The sequence below is a fragment of the Kitasatospora sp. NPDC088160 genome (assembly GCF_044741445.1).
Classification (GTDB): Bacteria; Actinomycetota; Actinomycetes; order Streptomycetales; family Streptomycetaceae; genus Kitasatospora.
In genome coordinates, this window is the sequence record NZ_JBIUSS010000011.1 from 227435 (window position 1) to 244002 (window position 16568).

Annotated in this window: 15 protein-coding genes; 12 read left to right on the forward strand and 3 right to left on the reverse strand. The window is 73.3% G+C overall.

From position 1 onward, the window contains the following. Positions 1-315: 315 nt before the first annotated feature. From ACIOGZ_RS19335 to ACIOGZ_RS19370, 8 genes are all read left to right on the forward strand, one after another. Positions 316-1497, forward strand: coding sequence for a mechanosensitive ion channel family protein (locus tag ACIOGZ_RS19335; protein WP_363580362.1), 1182 nt, complete (start codon positions 316-318; stop codon positions 1495-1497). Between the two features lie 232 nt (positions 1498-1729). Then, positions 1730-2920 (forward strand): ROK family transcriptional regulator, encoded by a 1191-nt coding sequence (locus ACIOGZ_RS19340; RefSeq protein ID WP_363580360.1) that lies wholly within the window; start codon positions 1730-1732, stop codon positions 2918-2920. A 165-nt stretch (positions 2921-3085) separates the two neighbouring features. Continuing rightward, complete coding sequence (locus ACIOGZ_RS19345) at positions 3086-4441, forward strand: ABC transporter substrate-binding protein (RefSeq protein WP_363580358.1); 1356 nt, start codon at positions 3086-3088, stop codon at positions 4439-4441. A gap of 23 nt (positions 4442-4464) precedes the next feature. Then, positions 4465-5463, forward strand: coding sequence for a sugar ABC transporter permease (locus ACIOGZ_RS19350; protein ID WP_363580356.1), 999 nt, complete (start codon positions 4465-4467; stop codon positions 5461-5463). A 41-nt stretch (positions 5464-5504) separates the two neighbouring features. Further along, on the forward strand, positions 5505-6413 hold the full coding sequence (locus ACIOGZ_RS19355) for a carbohydrate ABC transporter permease (protein ID WP_363580354.1): 909 nt from the start codon (positions 5505-5507) through the stop codon (positions 6411-6413). Then, on the forward strand, positions 6413-7702 hold the full coding sequence (locus tag ACIOGZ_RS19360) for a 6-phospho-beta-glucosidase (RefSeq protein ID WP_363580352.1): 1290 nt from the start codon (positions 6413-6415) through the stop codon (positions 7700-7702). The genes ACIOGZ_RS19355 and ACIOGZ_RS19360 overlap by 1 nt, the downstream gene beginning before the upstream one ends. A gap of 153 nt (positions 7703-7855) precedes the next feature. Further along, positions 7856-8875, forward strand: a complete 1020-nt coding sequence (locus ACIOGZ_RS19365) for a BadF/BadG/BcrA/BcrD ATPase family protein (RefSeq protein ID WP_363580350.1) — start codon at positions 7856-7858, stop codon at positions 8873-8875. Between the two features lie 130 nt (positions 8876-9005). Then, positions 9006-9584 carry a hypothetical protein gene (locus tag ACIOGZ_RS19370; protein WP_363580348.1) on the forward strand — a complete coding sequence of 193 codons (579 nt, stop codon included), beginning with the start codon at positions 9006-9008 and terminating at the stop codon, positions 9582-9584. A 99-nt stretch (positions 9585-9683) separates the two neighbouring features. On the opposite strand, the gene ACIOGZ_RS19375 is transcribed toward ACIOGZ_RS19370, so the two are convergent. Beyond that, positions 9684-10346: a response regulator transcription factor gene (locus ACIOGZ_RS19375; RefSeq protein ID WP_363580346.1), complete on the reverse strand. Its 663-nt coding sequence runs from the start codon at positions 10344-10346 to the stop codon at positions 9684-9686. Beyond that, positions 10343-11518, reverse strand: coding sequence for a histidine kinase (locus tag ACIOGZ_RS19380; RefSeq protein WP_363580344.1), 1176 nt, complete (start codon positions 11516-11518; stop codon positions 10343-10345). Before ACIOGZ_RS19380 ends, ACIOGZ_RS19375 begins: the two co-directional genes overlap by 4 nt. A 133-nt stretch (positions 11519-11651) precedes the next feature. Between ACIOGZ_RS19380 and ACIOGZ_RS19385 the strand changes: the two genes are divergently transcribed. Together ACIOGZ_RS19385 and ACIOGZ_RS19390 are read left to right on the forward strand one after the other, a co-directional pair. Continuing rightward, the gene (locus ACIOGZ_RS19385) at positions 11652-12566 is read left to right on the forward strand and encodes an ATP-binding cassette domain-containing protein (RefSeq protein ID WP_363580342.1); all 915 of its coding nucleotides are present in this window, start codon (positions 11652-11654) and stop codon (positions 12564-12566) included. Continuing rightward, complete coding sequence (locus ACIOGZ_RS19390; RefSeq protein ID WP_363580340.1) at positions 12563-13426, forward strand: ABC transporter permease; 864 nt, start codon at positions 12563-12565, stop codon at positions 13424-13426. The genes ACIOGZ_RS19385 and ACIOGZ_RS19390 overlap by 4 nt, the downstream gene beginning before the upstream one ends. Before the next feature lie 19 nt (positions 13427-13445). Here the strand turns inward: ACIOGZ_RS19390 and ACIOGZ_RS19395 are convergent, their stop codons facing one another. Then, positions 13446-14213 carry a tyrosine-protein phosphatase gene (locus ACIOGZ_RS19395; protein WP_363580338.1) on the reverse strand — a complete coding sequence of 256 codons (768 nt, stop codon included), beginning with the start codon at positions 14211-14213 and terminating at the stop codon, positions 13446-13448. 287 nt (positions 14214-14500) lie between these two features. On the opposite strand from ACIOGZ_RS19395, the gene ACIOGZ_RS19400 reads away from it, so the two are divergent. After that, positions 14501-15316, forward strand: a complete 816-nt coding sequence (locus tag ACIOGZ_RS19400) for a GntR family transcriptional regulator (protein WP_363580336.1) — start codon at positions 14501-14503, stop codon at positions 15314-15316. 99 nt (positions 15317-15415) lie between these two features. Then, the gene (locus ACIOGZ_RS19405) at positions 15416-16531 is read left to right on the forward strand and encodes a PucR family transcriptional regulator (protein ID WP_400986548.1); all 1116 of its coding nucleotides are present in this window, start codon (positions 15416-15418) and stop codon (positions 16529-16531) included. Positions 16532-16568 lie beyond the last annotated feature (37 nt).

The window sequence follows — 16568 nt, forward strand, 5'->3', positions numbered from 1 at the left end:
TGTAACGGACCTGGTGTGAACTTCGGGTGTGGCCTCTGTCATAGCCGGTATGCCCTGGGGAAGGTCGGGTTGCACCCGGGTGCCCTCGGGGTGCCGCCCGTGGCCCTCCCGGGGGAGCGCTCGGCCGGTCGGAGCAGCGGTCGACCCCGTCGTCCGGGGGAGCGCACCGGTGCGCTGACGGGGCGTTCGTGTTGCTCCGTACGCCCTTCGGCGTGTCCGGTCGGGTGTTCGGCGCCGGTTAGGCTGAGGCGGACGGTCCGCGGGCCGCGTGCCGCGGCGCGGGCCCGCCACGCCCCCTTGCAGGAAGGCCCGCACGTGTTCCGCTCCGGCGCCACCGGTATCGCCGACGCGTCCTCGACGCTCTCCACTCCGACACCGGCGCCCAGCCCGACCGCGCCGCAGCTGCCGCAGCTGGACCTGAGAATCCCGACCAGCGCGCAGGAGGTCAGCGACACCACCAAGCAGGCCGCCAGCTGGTTCGACACGCACTGGCAGGGCTGGCTGGCCGGCGGGGTGCGGATCGTCTTCATCGTGCTGCTGGCACTGGTGCTGCGCGCCGTGGTGCGCAAGCTGATCACCCAGCTGATCACGCGGATGGCGCGCTCGCACGACCACCACGAGGAGAGCCGGCTCGGCGGGCTGCTGGCCAACACCGGGGTGGTGAACCCGGAGCGGCGCCAGCAGCGGTCGGAGGCGATCGGCTCGGTGCTGCGCAGCGTGGCGTCGTTCTCCATCCTGGGCACGGCCGCGCTGATGGTGCTGTCCGCGCTGGGCGTGAACCTGGCGCCGCTGCTGGCCAGCGCCGGTGTGGCCGGTGTGGCGATCGGTTTCGGCGCCCGCAACCTGGTGACGGACTTCCTCTCCGGGGTCTTCATGATCATGGAGGACCAGTACGGCGTCGGCGACGAGATCGACACCGGGGTGGCCGCCGGCACGGTGCTGGAGGTCGGCCTGCGGGTGACCAAGCTGCGCGGGGCCAACGGCGAGATCTGGTACATCCGCAACGGCGAGGTGAAGCGGATCGCCAACATGAGCCAGGGCTGGTCGACCGCCTCGGTGGACGTGCAGGTCGGGTACAAGGAGGACCTGCTGCGGGTCGAGGACCTGATCCAGGAGACGGCCGAGGCGCTGTCCAAGGAGTCGCCGTACGACGAGCTGGTCTGGGCGCCGGTGTCCGTCCTGGGCGTGGAGTCGGTCGCGGCGGACTCGGTGATGGTGCGGATCGAGGCGCGGACCGCGCCGGGCAAGGCGCCGGCGGTGTCCCGGGCGCTGCGCCAGCGCCTGAAGACGGCCTTCGACCAGGCCGGGATCAAGGTCAAGGAGGAGGCCGCGCCGGTGGCCGCCGCGGCGACGGCGGCCCCCGCCACCGGGGTGGTGATCTCCCCCGCGACCGAGCCGGCACCGCCGTCCGCGCTGTCCGACCCGACCTCGCCCCGGTACCGGGCGACCGAGCCGATACCGGCGCCGAGGCCGACCGACGACCTCGCCAAGCCGTAGGGCCCCAGGCCCGGCAGCACGAAGCCCCGTTCCCAAGACCCTTGGGAACGGGGCTTCGTGCTGCCCGGTAACGCTTCGGCATCCTCCGGGCCACGGACCATTGACACCCCGCTGACGGGGCCCGTACGGTCCTTCCCAAGCGACTGGAAACTTTCCTAACAGTTCGGCTCCCCGAACCGGCGGGTTCACCCTCGTCGCTCCCCCCACCAGCCGGAAGAGGAGGATTTCGCGCGTGACCAAGACCACCGCCAAGGCCCCCCTCGCCGGCACCCCCAGCCTGCTGCGCGCCATCAACGACCGCGCCGCCCTCGAACTGCTGCTGGAGAACGGCCCGCTCTCCCGCACCCAGATCGGCACCCTGACCGGCCTCTCCAAGCCCACCGCCTCCCAGCTGCTGGCCCGTCTGGAGGCGGCCGGACTGGTCCTGCCGGTCGGCACCACCGCCGGCGGCCCCGGCCCCAACGCGCAGCTGTACGAGGTGAATCCGGCCGCCGGCCACGTCGCCGGGCTGGACGTCACCAACAGCGAGATCAGAGTCGCCGTCGCCGACATCACCGGCTCCACGCTGGCCGAGCACGCCGTGCCGACCAAGGGCGTGCCGGCCGCCGAGACCGTCGCCAAGGTCGCCGCCGCCGTCGCCGAGACCGTCCGTGCCGCGGGACTGGCCGCGGGCAGCCTGCGCACCGCCGCGATCGGCGTCGGCGGCGCCCCCGACCCGGTCACCGGCAAGCTGCGCTACGCCTCCCACCTGCCCGGCTGGCACTCGCCGCGGCTGGTCGAGGAGCTGTCCGAGGCGATCGGCGCGCCCGTGTCGATCGAGAACGACGTGAACCTCGCCGCCGTCGCCGAACAGGCCTCCGGCGCGGCGCGGGGCTCCGAGGACTTCGTCCTGCTCTGGGCCGGTGCGGGCACCGGCGCCGCGATCGTCATCGCCGGCCGGCTGCACCGCGGCTTCACCGGCGGCGCCGGGGAGGTCGGCTACATGCCGGTGCCCGGCTCACCGGTCGCGCGGGACGTGCGCCGCCGCAAGTTCGGCGGGTTCCAGGAGCTGGTCGGCACACCCGCCGTCCGGACCCTGGCCCGCGAACACGGGCTCGGCGCGCCCACCGCCGAGGAGTCGATCGCCAAGGCCCTGGAGACCCCGGGCGCCGGCGACGCCTTCCTCGTCGAACTGGCCGGCCGGCTCGCCGTCGGACTGGCCGCGATCGTCGCCGTCGTCGACCCCCAACTGGTGGTCCTCTCCGGCGCGGTGCCCACCGCGGGCGGCGAACGCCTGCGCGCCCTCGTCGAGGACGAACTGGCCAGGCTCTCCATCGCCCGGCCCGAGGTCCGCAGCAGTGCCCTGCCCGGCTCGCCCGTCCTGCTCGGCGCCCTGCAACGCGCGCTGGCGGACGCCCGCGAGGCGGTCTTCTCCACCCACTGACAGCCACCCACTGACAGCCGCCCACCGACGCTCACAGACGCCCACCCACCGACGCTCCCCGGTCGCCCGTCACCCCGCACGCACCCTGCACCCACCTCTCCCAACCCCCGAACGCGGGCCCCGAGGCAATGACGCCTGCCCGCGCACCCCCAGGAGGACCTCGAAGTGCACTCCACCACCTCCCGCAGAGGCCGTCGCACGATCGCCGCCGTCACCGGCACCGCCGTCCTGGCCCTGCTCGCCACCGCCTGCACCGGCAGCAGCGAGAGCAGCGGCAGCGACGACGCGGCCAGCGGCAAGGACGTCACCATCACCTTCTGGCACGGCTGGAGCCAGGACAACGAGGTGAAGGCGATCAACGACAACATCGCCGCCTTCGAGAAGGCCCACCCCAACATCCACGTCAAGGCCGTGGACAACATCGCGGACGACAAGGTCAACCAGGCCCTGCGGGCCGGCGGCGACGACGCGCCGGACGTGGTCTCCTCCTTCACCACCAACAACGTCGGCATGTTCTGTTCGACCAAGGCGTTCACCGACCTCAAGCCGCTGCTGCAGAAGAGCGGCATCGACCCGGTCAAGACCTTCCCGGCCGCGATGCTCAACTACACGCAGTTCCAGGGCAACCAGTGCTCGCTGCCGCTGCTCGGCGACGCCTACGGCCTCTACTACAACAAGAAGGCCTTCGCCGATGCGGGCATCGCCAACCCGCCGAAGACCTTCAGCGAGTTCGCCGAGGACGCCAAGAGGCTGACCCTCGCGGACGGCGACGGCTACAAGCAGCTCGGCTTCATGCCGCTGTACCACGGCTACGAGTCGACCACCGAGCACTTCCTGGGCCAGTACGGCCCGACCTACTTCGGCGCCGACGGCAAGTCGAACATCGCCACCGACCCGAAGGTCGCCGCGATGCTCAAGTGGCAGAAGGGCATGGTCGACCAGCTCGGCGGCTACACCAAGCTGGAGAAGTACCGCGCCACCTTCGGCGAGGAGTTCAGCGCCAAGAACCCCTTCCTCACCGGCCAGGTCGCGATGGCCATCGACGGCGAGTGGCGCACCGCCGCCCTCGCCGAGAACAAGCCCGACTTCGACTGGGCCACCGCCGCGTTCCCCGTCCCGGACGACCAGGCCGACACCTACGGCCGCGGCTACCAGACCGGCACCATCGTCGGCATCGCCAGCAGCAGCAAGAAGCAGGCCGCGGCCTGGGAGCTGGTCAAGTACCTGACCACCGACACCGACGCGGTGGTCAGCTTCGCCAACGCGATCCACAACGTGCCCAGCACCTTCGACGCGCTCAACTCGCCGAAGCTGACGAACGACCCGAACTTCAAGACCTTCATCGACGTCGCCAAGAACCAGCACTCGGGCACCACCCCGGCGGCCGTCAACGGCAGCGGCTACATCGCCTCCCTGCAGAACCTCGGCTACGACTACGAGTCCGGCAAGCAGCCCGATCTCGCGGCCGGCCTCGCGGCCACCGCCAAGGAGATCGACGCCGCCATCGCCCAGGCGAAGTAGCGGAAACGGTCCACGGAGCTCCCATGTCACTCGCGTTCGGCACCCGCAGGGGCACCGGATCGACCGACCCGGCGGCGCCCTCCACGCAGCACCTGCTGCGCCGGAAGCGCCGCCGGGAGGCGGCCCGCAACCTCGCCTTCCTCTCCCCCTGGCTGATCGGCTTCGGCGTCTTCTTCCTGTACCCGCTGATCTCCACCGTCTACTTCTCCTTCACCAAGTACAACGGCTTCGGCGCCCCCTCCTTCAGCGGCCTGAAGAACTGGGACTACGTCTTCAACGACCTCCCGGCGTTCTGGCAGGGCCTGCGCAACACCGTGTGGCTGGTCTTCATCATGGTGAGCCTGCGGGTCGCCTTCGGCCTCGGCATCGGCCTGCTCATCACCAAGGTCAAGACCGGCGTCGGCTTCTTCCGCACCGCGTTCTACCTGCCGTACCTGGCACCGCCGGTGGCCGCCACCGTCGCCTTCGCCTTCCTGCTCAACCCCGGCACGGGCCCGGTCAACCACTTCCTCGGTGAGATCGGCCTCCCGCAGCCCGGCTGGTTCGCCAGCGCCGACTGGTCCAAGCCCGCGCTCACCATGCTCGCCATGTGGGGCATCGGCGACCTGATGGTCATCTTCATGGCCTCGCTGCTCGACGTCCCCAAGGAACAGTACGAGGCCGCCGAACTGGACGGCGCCGGACCCTTCCAGCGGTTCCGGTACGTCACGCTGCCGAACATCTCGCCGATCATCATGTTCGCCGTGGTCACCGGCGTCATCCAGACCATGCAGTACTACACCCAGGCGATCGTCGCCGGGAAGGTCGCCGGCGGCATCGCGGGCAACTCCGGCCAGCAGTTCGAGCCCGGCTTCCCGCAGGGCTCCACCTGGACCCTGCCGCAGATGGTCTACAACCTCGGCTTCCAGCGCTTCAACTACGGCGCGGCGTGCGTCGTCGCCCTGGTGCTGTTCGCCATCTCGATGGCCGTCACCTCGCTCCTGCTCCGCCGCAAGTCCGGCTTCATGGCGAGCGACGACTAGTCCGTGTGCTGCTGACCCAGCGGACCGATGAGGACCCGATCATGACTCTCAGCTCCACACTCACCAAGGCGCCCGCCCCGGCCGGCACCTCCCGCGCCTCCGGCCCGGCCGCCCGGGCGGCCCGCCGCCGCGCGATGCTCAACTGGGTGGCCGTGCACTCGCTGGCCATCGCCGCCGCCCTGTTCTTCCTGCTGCCGTTCGTCTTCGCCTTCCTCACCTCGGTGATGACCGACCAGCAGGCGCTCACCACCGACTACTGGCCCACCTCCTGGCAATGGGGCAACTACGGCAAGGTCTGGGACACCCCCGGCTTCCTCACCTGGTGGCGCAACACCCTGCTCTACGCGGGCCTCGGCACCGTGCTGACCATCGTCTCCAGCCTGCCGGTCGCCTACGCGCTCGCCAAGTTCCGCTTCCGGGGCCGCAACCTGGCGCTGATGGCCGTCATCGCCATGATGATGCTCCCGCCGCAGGTCACCGTCATCCCGATGTACCTGTTCTGGGCCAAGCAGCTCGGCCTCGGCGGCTCGCTCTGGCCGCTCATCATCCCGATGGCCTTCGGCGACGCGTTCTCGATCTTCCTGCTGCGCCAGTTCCTGCTGACCATCCCCAAGGAGTACATCGAGGCCGCCCGGATCGACGGCTGCGGCGACCTGCGCACCCTGCTGAAGGTCGTGCTGCCGATGGCCAAGCCGGCCATCGCCGCCGTCGCCCTGTTCCAGTTCTTCTACTGCTGGAACGACTACTTCGGCCCGCAGATCTACGCCAGCAACAACCACGAGGCCTGGACGCTCTCGTACGGCCTGGAATCGTTCAAGGGCGCCCACCACACCAACTGGAACCTCACCATGGCCGCCACCCTCCTCGTGATGGCACCGGTGATCATCCTCTTCTTCTTCGCACAGAAGGCCTTCATCGAAGGCGTGACACTGACAGGGGTCAAGGGCTGATGTCCGCACTCAAGTTGGCAATCGTCGGCGGCGGTTCGACGTACACCCCGGAGCTGATCGACGGCTTCGCCCGGCTCCGCGACACCCTGCCGATCGGTGAGCTGGTGCTCATCGACCCGGCCGCCGACCGGCTGGAGCTGATCGGCGGGCTCGCCCGGCGGATCTTCGCCAAGCAGGGGCACGGTGCCGTCGTCACCACCACCGTCGACGTCGAGGCCGGTGTCGCCGACGCCGACGCCGTGCTGCTGCAACTGCGCGTCGGCGGGCAGGCCGCCCGCAACCGGGACGAGACCTGGCCGCTGGAGTGCGGCTGCGTCGGCCAGGAGACCACCGGCGCCGGCGGCCTCGCCAAGGCACTGCGCACCGTCCCGGTCGTCCTCGACATCGCCGAGAAGGTCCGGCGCGCCAACCCGGACGCCTGGATCGTCGACTTCACCAACCCCGTCGGCATCGTCACCCGCGCGCTGCGCAACGCCGGCCACAAGGCCGTCGGCCTGTGCAACGTCGCCATCGGCTTCCAGCGCAAGTTCGCGACCCACCTCGGTGTCGACCCGGAGCTGGTCCGGCTCGACCACGTCGGCCTCAACCACCTCACCTGGGAGCGCGGCGTCACCCTGCTCGACGCCCCGGGATCGGCGACGGGCCGGGAGGTGCTGCCGGAGCTGCTCGCCGCGCACGGCAAGGCCATCGCCGAGGACCTGCACCTGCCGCAGCCCGTCATCGAGCGGCTCGGCGTCGTGCCGTCCTACTACCTGCGCTACTTCTACCAGCACGACGCCGTCGTCGAGGAACTCAGGGTGCAGGGCTCGCGGGCCGCCCAGGTCGCCGAGATCGAGCGGCAGCTGCTGGAGATGTACGCCGACCCGGCCCTCGACACCAAGCCGGAACTCCTCGGCCAGCGCGGCGGCGCGTTCTACTCCGAGGCGGCGGTCCAGCTGATCGCCGCGCTGCTCGGCACCGGCGGCGGGACGTCCGTGCAGGTCGTCAACGCGCCGAACAACGGCGTGCTGCCGTTCCTGCCCGACGACGCCGTCATCGAGGTCCCGGCCGAGGTCGACGCGAACGGCGTCCGGCCGCTCCCCCAGCGGGCCGTCGAGCCGCTGTACGCCGGCCTCATCGCCGCCGTCACCGCGTACGAGCACCTCGCCCTCGACGCCGCCCTGCACGGCGGCCGCGACCGGGTCTTCGACGCCCTGCTCGCCCACCCGCTGGTCGGTCAGCTCGAACTCGCCGACCAGCTCACCGATCGGCTGCTCGCCCACAACCGCGAGCACCTCGCCTGGGCCTGACGGCCCGGGACCCGGCTTCGCACCCGGGCCCCGTCCGGAAAGCAGCCCGGCCCGCGATATGAGGGTGTCGCGGGCCGGGCACTGCGAGGAGACCGATCACCCCCGGCCGGGGACAACGCCACGGCCGGGCCACGTACGAGCCGCGGGGACCTGATGACCCACCAGCCCGAACCGATCCTGCCCGGCGTCCTCGCCATCGACGCCGGCAACTCCAAGACCGACGTCGCCCTGATCGGCGCCGACGGCACCGTCCACGGCACCGCCCGCGGCGGCGGCTTCGCACCCCAGAAGATCGGCGGCGCCGCCGCCGTCGCCGGCCTCGCCCCGCTCGTCGAGCAGGCCGCCGCCGCGGCCGGCCACCCCGCCTGGAGCGGCGTCCTCACCAGCCACGTCAGCGCCTGCCTGGCCAACGCCGACCTGCCCGTCGAGGAGGAGGCCCTGCGCGCCGCGCTGGAATCCCACCCCTGGGGCGCCAGCAACACCGTCGTCAACGACACCTTCGGCCTGCTGCGGGCCGGCACCGACGGCCCGCGCGGCGTCGCCGTCGTCTGCGGCGCCGGCATCAACTGCGTGGGCCTGCTGCCCGACGGCCGCACCGCCCGCTTCCCCGCCCTCGGCGAGCTCACCGGCGACTGGGGCGGCGGCGGGGGCCTGGCCGTCACCAGCATGTGGCACGCCGTCCGCCACGAGGACGGCCGCGGCGGCCCCACCGGGCTCTCCCGCGCCATCGCCGAGCACTTCGGCCTGCCCAGCGCCGGCGCCGTCGCCGAGGCCGTCCACCTCGGGCACCTGCCGACCAGCCGGCTGCACGAGATCGTCCGGGTGCTGTTCGCCGTCGCGGAGCAGGGCGACGAGGTCGCCCTGGGGCTGATCGACCGCCAGGCCGACGAGATCGTCCGGCTCGCCGTCGTCGCCCTGCGGCGGCTGGAACTGCTCGAAACGCGGACCCCGCTGGTGCTCGGCGGCGGCGTGATCTCCTCCCGGCAGCCGCTGCTGCTCGACAACCTGACCGCCCGTCTGGCCGAGGCCGCGCCGCTCGCCGAACCGCGGGTCGTCGTCGCGCCGCCCGTCCTGGGCGCGGCGCTGCTCGGACTCGACCACCTCGGGGCGGGCCCCGAGGCCCAGGCCCGGCTGCGCGAGGCGTACGAGGCGCAACGGCCCGTCGCCGCCTGACCGTTACGCCGCCCCTCAAGACTCCCGCCGCCGCCGGATCCGCACATCCGGCGGCGGCGGGAACCACAGCCCGTGCACCAGTCGTGTACCTGCGTGACGAGTTCCGCCGCTGTCCGGGGAGACTAGTGCCATGGCCGTGCCCCGAACCCTCCTCGCCGCGCTGCTCTGCTGCACCGCCGCAGCCGCCCTCGCCGCCTGCACTCCCGCCGACTCCGCGCCCACCGTCGCCGCCGCCTCCGCCGCGGCCGCCGCCGACGGGGCGTACGACGACGAGGACGACCTGCTGGACGACGACCTCGCCGACCCCGAGCCCAGCATGGACACCTCCCCCGTCCCCACCGCCGACTGCGCCACCCCGACCCCGACCGAACGCCCCGGACACACCGTCCTCGTGGTCCTCGCCACCGAGGACGGCGACGTCACCGCCCAGCCCGCCCGCTACTCCTGCGACGAGGCCCGCTACGAGGGGACGGGGACGCCGGCCCGCTACGGCTTCGCGACCGCCGGGGTCGAGGCCACGCTCGTCGACCGCCCGCACGGCGACCCGACCAGAACCGTCCGGCTGGAGGACGTGCTCGGGCACCTGGAGGACTGCCTGGCCGAGCACGAACCCGACGACGCGCCGTACGGGTGCTACGGCAACGTGTACGACGTGGTGCTGGACTCGCACGGGCGGATCATGCGGATCGGGGAGCTGGTCGAACCGTGATCCCGCCGTGGACCGGCTGGGCTCGGGACCGGGTCAGGATCGGCTCGGGACCGGCTCGGAACTGACTCAAGATCGGCTCGGGACCGGCTCGGGACCGGCTCAGGACGGGGCGACGAGGCCGAACTCGTAAGCCTGGATGACCAGGTGGACCCGGTCCCGGGCGTCCAGCTTGGTGAACAGCCGGGCCACGTGCGCCTTGGCGGTGGCCACGCTGATGGTCAGCTCCTCGGCGATCTCGCCGTTGGACAGCCCGCGGCCGACCAGCGTCAGCACCTCGCGCTCACGGTCGGTGATCCCGTCGACCGTCGCCCGGCCTGACCGGGCGGCGGCGGGCTGCGGGCGGGCGGCGAACTCACCGATCAACCGGCGGGTGATGCTCGGCGCGATCAGGGCGTCCCCGGCGGCGACCACCCGGACGCCGTCGAGGATGGTCTCCAGGGCGAGGTCCTTGACCAGGAAGCCGGCCGCCCCGGCCCGCAGCGCGCCGTACACGTAGTCGTCGTCGTCGAAGGTGGTGAGGACGAGGACGTGGGTGGGCAGGTCGGGGTCGGCGGTGATCCGGCGGGTGGCCTCGATGCCGTCCATGCCGGGCATCCGGATGTCCATCACGGCGACGTCGGGGCGCAGCCGGCCGACCAGTTCCACCGCCTCGGCGCCGTTGCCGGCCTCGCCGACGACCTCCAGGTCCGGGGTGTCGGCGATGAGCACGCGCAGACCGGTGCGGATGAGCGGCTGGTCGTCGACCAGGACGACACGGATCACGGGGAGACCTCCACGGGGAGCGGCAGTCGGGCGGCGACCTGGAAGCCGCCCGCGGGGCGCGGGCCGGCGCTGAACTCGCCGTGCAGCAGGCCGACCCGCTCGCGCATGCCGGCGATGCCGTAACCGGAGCCGGCGGACGGCCCGGCAACTCCGGCGCCGAGGTCGACGACGGTGACGGCGACCTCCTCGGGGCCGTAGTCGACGGTGACCCGGCAGTCCCGGGTGCCGGAGTGCCTGACCACGTTGGTGACCGCCTCCTGCACGATGCGGTAGGCGGCGAGGTCCACCTCGGGCGGCAGCGGGCGGGGCTCGCCGAGGCGGGTGAGCGCGACCCGCACGCCCGCGCCGGCCGTCTGCTCGACCAGCCGGTCCAGCTCGCCCAGCCCCGGGGCGACCTCCATCGGCGCGGACTCCGGTTCGCCCTGGCGCAGCGCGCCGAGCATCCGGCGCAGCCCGGCCAGGGTCTCCCGGCTGGTCGCCTCGATGGCGTTCAGCGCGTTGCGGGTCTCGGCGGGCTGGGTGTCCATGACCCGGCTGCCCATCCCGGCCTGGATCGCGATGATGCCGATGCTGTGGGCGACCATGTCGTGCAACTCGCGGGCGATCCGCAGCCGTTCGGCGGTGATCGCCTGCTCGGTGGCGCGGCTGCGCAGGGCCTCGGCGTGCACGCGGTTCTGCCGGACGGTGTTGCCGACCAGCCAGGCGATCGCGGCGGTCGAGGCGAACGCGGCCTGGGCGACGAAGTCGGTGTGGTAGTCGTTCGCCACCCGCCAGACCGCCAGGACGGCCACCATGGCGACCGGCATCGCGGCGGCGCACAGCGACACGGCCCGGGTGCGGGTGGCCGTGCAGTAGCCGATCGCCACCTCGGCGAGCAGCAGTTGCACCACGGCCGTCTCCTGGATCCGCATGCCGATCGTGAAGACGCACGCCGCCAGCGGGATCGCCACCGCCAGCAGCGGCAGCCGGACCAGCAGCGACGCCATCAGGACCGTGACCACCGCGGTGACCAGCAACGGCATGTCCTCGAAGTTGCCGTTGTAGCGGAACAGGTGGGCCAGCTCGTCGCTCCGCTGGAAGCCTCGGAACGTGATGACGGCCACCCAGAACGCCGCCACCCAGACGCCCGGCGGCAGGCGCCTGAGCAGGGGCGGACGAGGGTTGGTGATCATCGCCCGATGGTAGCGGCGGCCCGTGCGGCGGCACATCGGCCCGAGGGCGTAATCCCCCGGGCCAGTGCGGCGGCCGGCGTTGTGGCCCGCGGCCCGATGCCCAGCCGGGGCCTCGGACGGCACCGTTGTCCCCGTGATCGAGATCGAGCGACTGACCAAGCGGTACGGCGCCACCACGGCCGTCGACCAGTTGACCTTCACCGTCCGGCCGGGCACCGTCACCGGCTTCCTCGGCCCCAACGGCGCCGGCAAGTCCACCACGCTGCGGATGATCCTGGGGCTGCACACCCCGACCGAGGGGTCCGTCACCGTGGACGGCGCGCCCTTCGCGGACCGGCCGCGCGGACTGCGCCACGTCGGCGCCCTGCTGGACGCCCAGGACGTGCACGGCGGGCGCAGCGCCCGGGCCCACCTGTCGGCGCTCGCCCGCGGCAACCGCATCCCGCTCCGGCGGGTGGACGAGGTGCTCGCCGAGGTAGGCCTCGGCAAGGCCGCCGGGCGCCGGATCGGCGGCTACTCGCTGGGCATGAAGCAGCGGCTCGGCATCGCCGGCGCGCTGCTCGGCGACCCGCCGGTGCTGCTGTTCGACGAGCCGCTCAACGGCCTCGACCCGGAGGGCGTGCTGTGGGTGCGCGGCCTGTTCCGCCGCCTCGCCGAGGAGGGGCGGACGGTCTTCGTCTCCAGCCACATGATGGCCGAGATGGAGCACACCGCCGACCGGCTGGTGGTGATCGGCCGGGGCCGGCTGATCGCGGACGAGAGCCTGGCGGAGTTCTCCGCCCGCAACGCCGTCACCAGCGTGGCCGTCCGGACGCCCGAACTGCCTTCGCTCGCCGAGGTGTTGCGGACCGAAGGGGCGGCCGTACGGCAGGCGCAGGAGCCGGACGGCGCGGTGGTGACCGGGCTGCCCGCGGCCCGGATCGGCGAACTCGCCCTGCGGCACGGCCTGGTGCTGCACGAGCTCGCCACCCGCACCTCGTCCCTGGAGTCGGCGTTCATGTCCCTGACCGCCGACAGCGTCGAATACCCGGCAGGAGATGCCCGATGAGTACCGCCACCCTCGCCCCCGCCCGCCCCCGCACCCGCCCGGCCGAACCGCGGCCCCGGTTCGGCGACCTGCTTGCCGCCGAGTGGATCAAACTGCGCTCGCTGCGGTCCACGTACTGGGTGCTGGCGCTCGCCTCGCTGGCCGCGATCGTGGTCAACCTGAACGCCGTCCACACCGACCTCACCTACATCGACCACCCCCGCCCGCCGGTGCCCGGCTTCCCGCCGTACCGGTACGACCCGCTCTTCCACGGCCTCAGCAGCATCTCCGGCGCCCTGATGGCCGTCGCGGCCGGCAGCCTCGGCGCGATCACCGTGTTCGGCGAGTACACCACCGGCATGATCCGCACCACCTTCGCCGCGGTGCCCGACCGGCGGGGCGTGGCCGTGGCCAAGGTGGTGCTGGTCGCCGGCCTCACCTCGCTCGCCGGGGCGGTGGTGTCCGCGGTGTCCTTCTTCGGCAGCAACGCCATGCTGGCCTCCCGGCACGTCGGGCTCTCCATCACCGACGAGGGTTGCCTGCGGGCCGTCCTCGGCTACGCGGCGATCGTGCCCGTCTGCGCGCTGATCGGGATGGCCCTCGGCGCCCTGCTGCGGCACGCCACCGCTTCGATCGTCTCGCTGGTCATGCTGCTGTTCATCGTGCCGATGCTGTTCGGCGGCGACCGCTACCGCTGGCTGAAGGAGATCGGCAACCACCTGCCGCTCGCCGCCGAGGGGAGGCTGACGATCAACCCCAACTCCTCGACGACGATGGGCAAGTACGCGCCGAGCGTGCTCGACTCCTGGATCACCCTGGGCGCCTGGGCGGCCGTCGCGCTGGCGGCGACGGTGGTCCTGATGCGGCGGCGGGACGTCTGAGCCGGACGGAAGCCGGGTGTCAGACGGCCGAGGCCGCCGCGGCGGCCGCCTTGGCGCGGAAGGCGCCGAGGGTGGCGGCGGGGACGCCGCAGGCCGGGAGGAAGGCCTCGGCGCCGCCGTGGCGGGTGCGGACGCGGTCGAGGAAGACGGCCATGGCCTCCGCCGGGGCGTCGAGGAGCGGGGCGGGGATGGTGAGTTCGCGGCCCTCGGAGTCGGTGACCCGGGCGCCGCGGGCGTTGAGCGCGGTGCGGTGGCGCTCGGAGAGGCCGGCGAAGATCTGCGGCAGGGCGTCGGCGGTGCGGGCGTAGTCGGCGACGATCCGCTCGGCGGGCACGCCGAGGAGGTCCAGCAGCAGGGCGGTCAGCAGGCCGGTGCGGTCCTTGCCGGCGGCGCAGTGCAGGAGGACGGCGCCCGGGCGGGCGGCGGCCTCGACGGCGGCGGTGACGGCCTCGGGCGCGGACTCGGCCAGCAGCACGTAGTAGTCGCCGAGGTCGGCGGCGGTGGCCATGGTGCGCATCCGGGCGGCGAGGCCGTCGCCGGTGGGGTTCACCGGGGCGGCGACGACGGCTATCCCGGCGGCCTCGGCGGCGGCCCAGTCGGCGGGGTCGGTCTCACGGGTGTCGCGCAGGTCGACGATGGTGCGGATGTCGCAGGCGCGCAGCTGGGCGACGGTGGCCTCGTCGGCGGCCGGGAACGGCTGGGCGGAGCGGTACAGCACGCCGGGGCGGATCCGCCGGCCCTCGGGGTCGCCGAGGACGGCGGAGTCGCGGAAGTTGACCAGGGACATGCGCGGGGCCTTTCGGTGGGGCCGTGGGGAGGGGCCGGGCATCCAGACGTGCATCAAGACATCTAGATGTCTAGTCCCTCCCCGGGGTGCGGGGCAAACCACAGCCACCCGCACCCCTCCATCCCACCCCCGCCGACCGGTCCCGTCGACCGGAGGGAGGGGACGGGGCGGGCGGGCGGCGGGCCCCGCGGTGGACGGGCCGCGGGGCCCGGCCGTGGGCTGGCTGCGGGCCCGGCCGTGGGCGGGCTGCGGGCGGCGGCGGGCTCGGGGTTCGTAGGATCGGGCATGTGGCGACGAACCCTCCCAACACCCCGCTCTACCGACGGCTGGCCCGGCGGCTCCAGGAACGGATCGACGCCGGCGCGTACCCGGCGGGCGCCCGGCTGCCGAGCGAGCCCGAGCTGAGCGCCGAGTTCGGGGTGAACCGGCTGACCGTCCGGCAGGCGGTGGCGGAGCTGGAGCGGGCCGCCGTGGTGGAGATCCGGCGGGGCGTGGGCACGTTCGTCCGCCCGCCGGCCGTCCGCGTCTCGATCGCGGTGGACCCGCGCAGCCAGCGCTTCGACCTGGGCAGCGTGCACGCCGCACTCCCCGACACCGGCGACGGCGAGTTCGTGCTGGGCACCCCGCCGGTGGCCGGGTCGGCGGAGGACGAGGAGGCGGCCCGGCAACTGGGCCGGGCGCCGGCCGAGCTGTCCCGGGTGGACACGGTGATCCGACTCGGCGGGCGGGCCCGGGCCGTGTGCAGCTACTGGGTGCCGTTCGGCCCGCTGCCGGACGCCCTGGTGCGGCCCGGCCGGCCCGGGAACCTGGTGCTGGACCTGGCCCGCGCGGCCGGGGTGGAGCTGGAGTACGACTGGCGGGCGTTCGGCGCGATCGGCGCGGACCTGGCCGACGCCGAGCTGCTGGGCGTCCCGCCGGGCACCCCGCTGCTGGTCCGCGAGGGGGTCAGCTGCACCCCGGACGGCGCCCCGGCGCTGTACGTCCGGCGGCGGATCGACGGCAGCAGCGCGCGCTTCGTCCTGAACTTCCGCGAGCCCCGGCCGGAGCCGCCTGCCGACCCTGCGGCCGACCTGCCGCCCGGACCTCCGCCCGGCCCGCGATAGCGCCAGGTCAGCCGCCCACCCCGCACCGTTCGGCGTCGTATCGATCCTGCTAAAGTTCCGCGCCGGATCATCACGCGTCACGGGGGGCGGAGTACCGCGGTGTCCGAGGGGACCGAGCACGACATACCCACCGAACTCGCCGAGGTCTACCTCGGGCTGCTCGCCGACGCCTCCCGCACCGGGAGGCTGCTGCGCCGGGACGAACTGGAGTGCCTGCGCACGCTGGGCGAGCACTGCGCCGAGGCCGGGTACGGGCTGCGCGACGTCGTCGCGCACTGCCTGGCGGCCACCCGGCGGGCCTGGCAGGTGCTGCCGGGCATCACGGCGGCGGGCGGCGTCGGGGAACTGCGCCGGATCGGCGACGCCGTGCTCGCGGCGACCGAGGCCGCACTGGCCGCGCTCGGCGAGGGACACGAGCGCGCGCAGCGCATGGCGGTCCGCCAACAGGAGTCCGCGCGGCGCGAGTTCATCGACGACCTGCTGTACGGCCGCAGCGACCTGGGCCTGCTGGCGGAGCGCGCCGAGCGGTTCGGGCTGCGGCTGGCGGGCTCGTACGCGGTGGCGGTGGCCGTCGGCGACACGCCGTACGCGGACGTCCACCCGCTGGTGCACCGGGTGGAACGGGAGCTGGTCGGGCGGTTCGGCGAGCGGGACGTCCTGCTCGCCGGCAAGGACGGCCGGCTGGTGTGCATCGCCCCGGACACCGAACGCGCCGTCCTGGAGGCCTTCGCCGACCTGGCGCTGCGCCCCGGCCCCGGCTACCGCCCGGTGCTGCGGGTGGCCACCGGGCGCCGGCACTCGGGGGCCACCGGGGTGCTGCGCAGCTACGAGGAGGCGCTGGGCGCGCTGGACTACGCGGACCGGCTGGACCTGCCGGCGCAGCAGCTGAAGGCCGAGGAACTGCTGGTCTTCCCCGTGTTGATGCGCGACCGGGCGGCGATGGCCGACCTGGTGCGCAGCGTGCTGGGCCCGCTGACCGAGGCGCGCGGCGGCGCCCGCCCCCTGCTGGACACCATCGCGGTGCAGGCGGAGGCCGCGTACGTGAACGCGGAGGCGGCCCGGCGGCTGGGGCTGAGCGTCCGCACGCTCGGCTACCGGCTGGAGCGGATCAAGGCGCTGACCGGCTACGACCCGTCGGACGCCCTGCAACGGTTCACCCTGGAGACGGCGGCGATGGGGGCCCGGTTGCTGAACTGGCCGGAGCAGCCGCTGTAGGCGGCGGCCAAACGCCCCCGGGCGGTGCGTTCCAGGG

Bases quoted from the DNA above. Each gene is read 5' to 3' on its own strand.
- ACIOGZ_RS19355 (WP_363580354.1), top strand. From the start codon at position 5,505: ATGACTCTCAGCTCCACACTCACCAAGGCGCCCGCCCCGGCCGGCACC.
- ACIOGZ_RS19380 (WP_363580344.1), bottom strand. From the start codon at position 11,518: ATGATCACCAACCCTCGTCCGCCCCTGCTCAGGCGCCTGCCGCCGGGC.
- ACIOGZ_RS19395 (WP_363580338.1), bottom strand. From the start codon at position 14,213: ATGTCCCTGGTCAACTTCCGCGACTCCGCCGTCCTCGGCGACCCCGAG.
- ACIOGZ_RS19370 (WP_363580348.1), top strand. From the start codon at position 9,006: ATGGCCGTGCCCCGAACCCTCCTCGCCGCGCTGCTCTGCTGCACCGCC.
- ACIOGZ_RS19390 (WP_363580340.1), top strand. From the start codon at position 12,563: ATGAGTACCGCCACCCTCGCCCCCGCCCGCCCCCGCACCCGCCCGGCC.
- ACIOGZ_RS19360 (WP_363580352.1), top strand. From the start codon at position 6,413: ATGTCCGCACTCAAGTTGGCAATCGTCGGCGGCGGTTCGACGTACACC.
- ACIOGZ_RS19365 (WP_363580350.1), top strand. From the start codon at position 7,856: ATGACCCACCAGCCCGAACCGATCCTGCCCGGCGTCCTCGCCATCGAC.
- ACIOGZ_RS19350 (WP_363580356.1), top strand. From the start codon at position 4,465: ATGTCACTCGCGTTCGGCACCCGCAGGGGCACCGGATCGACCGACCCG.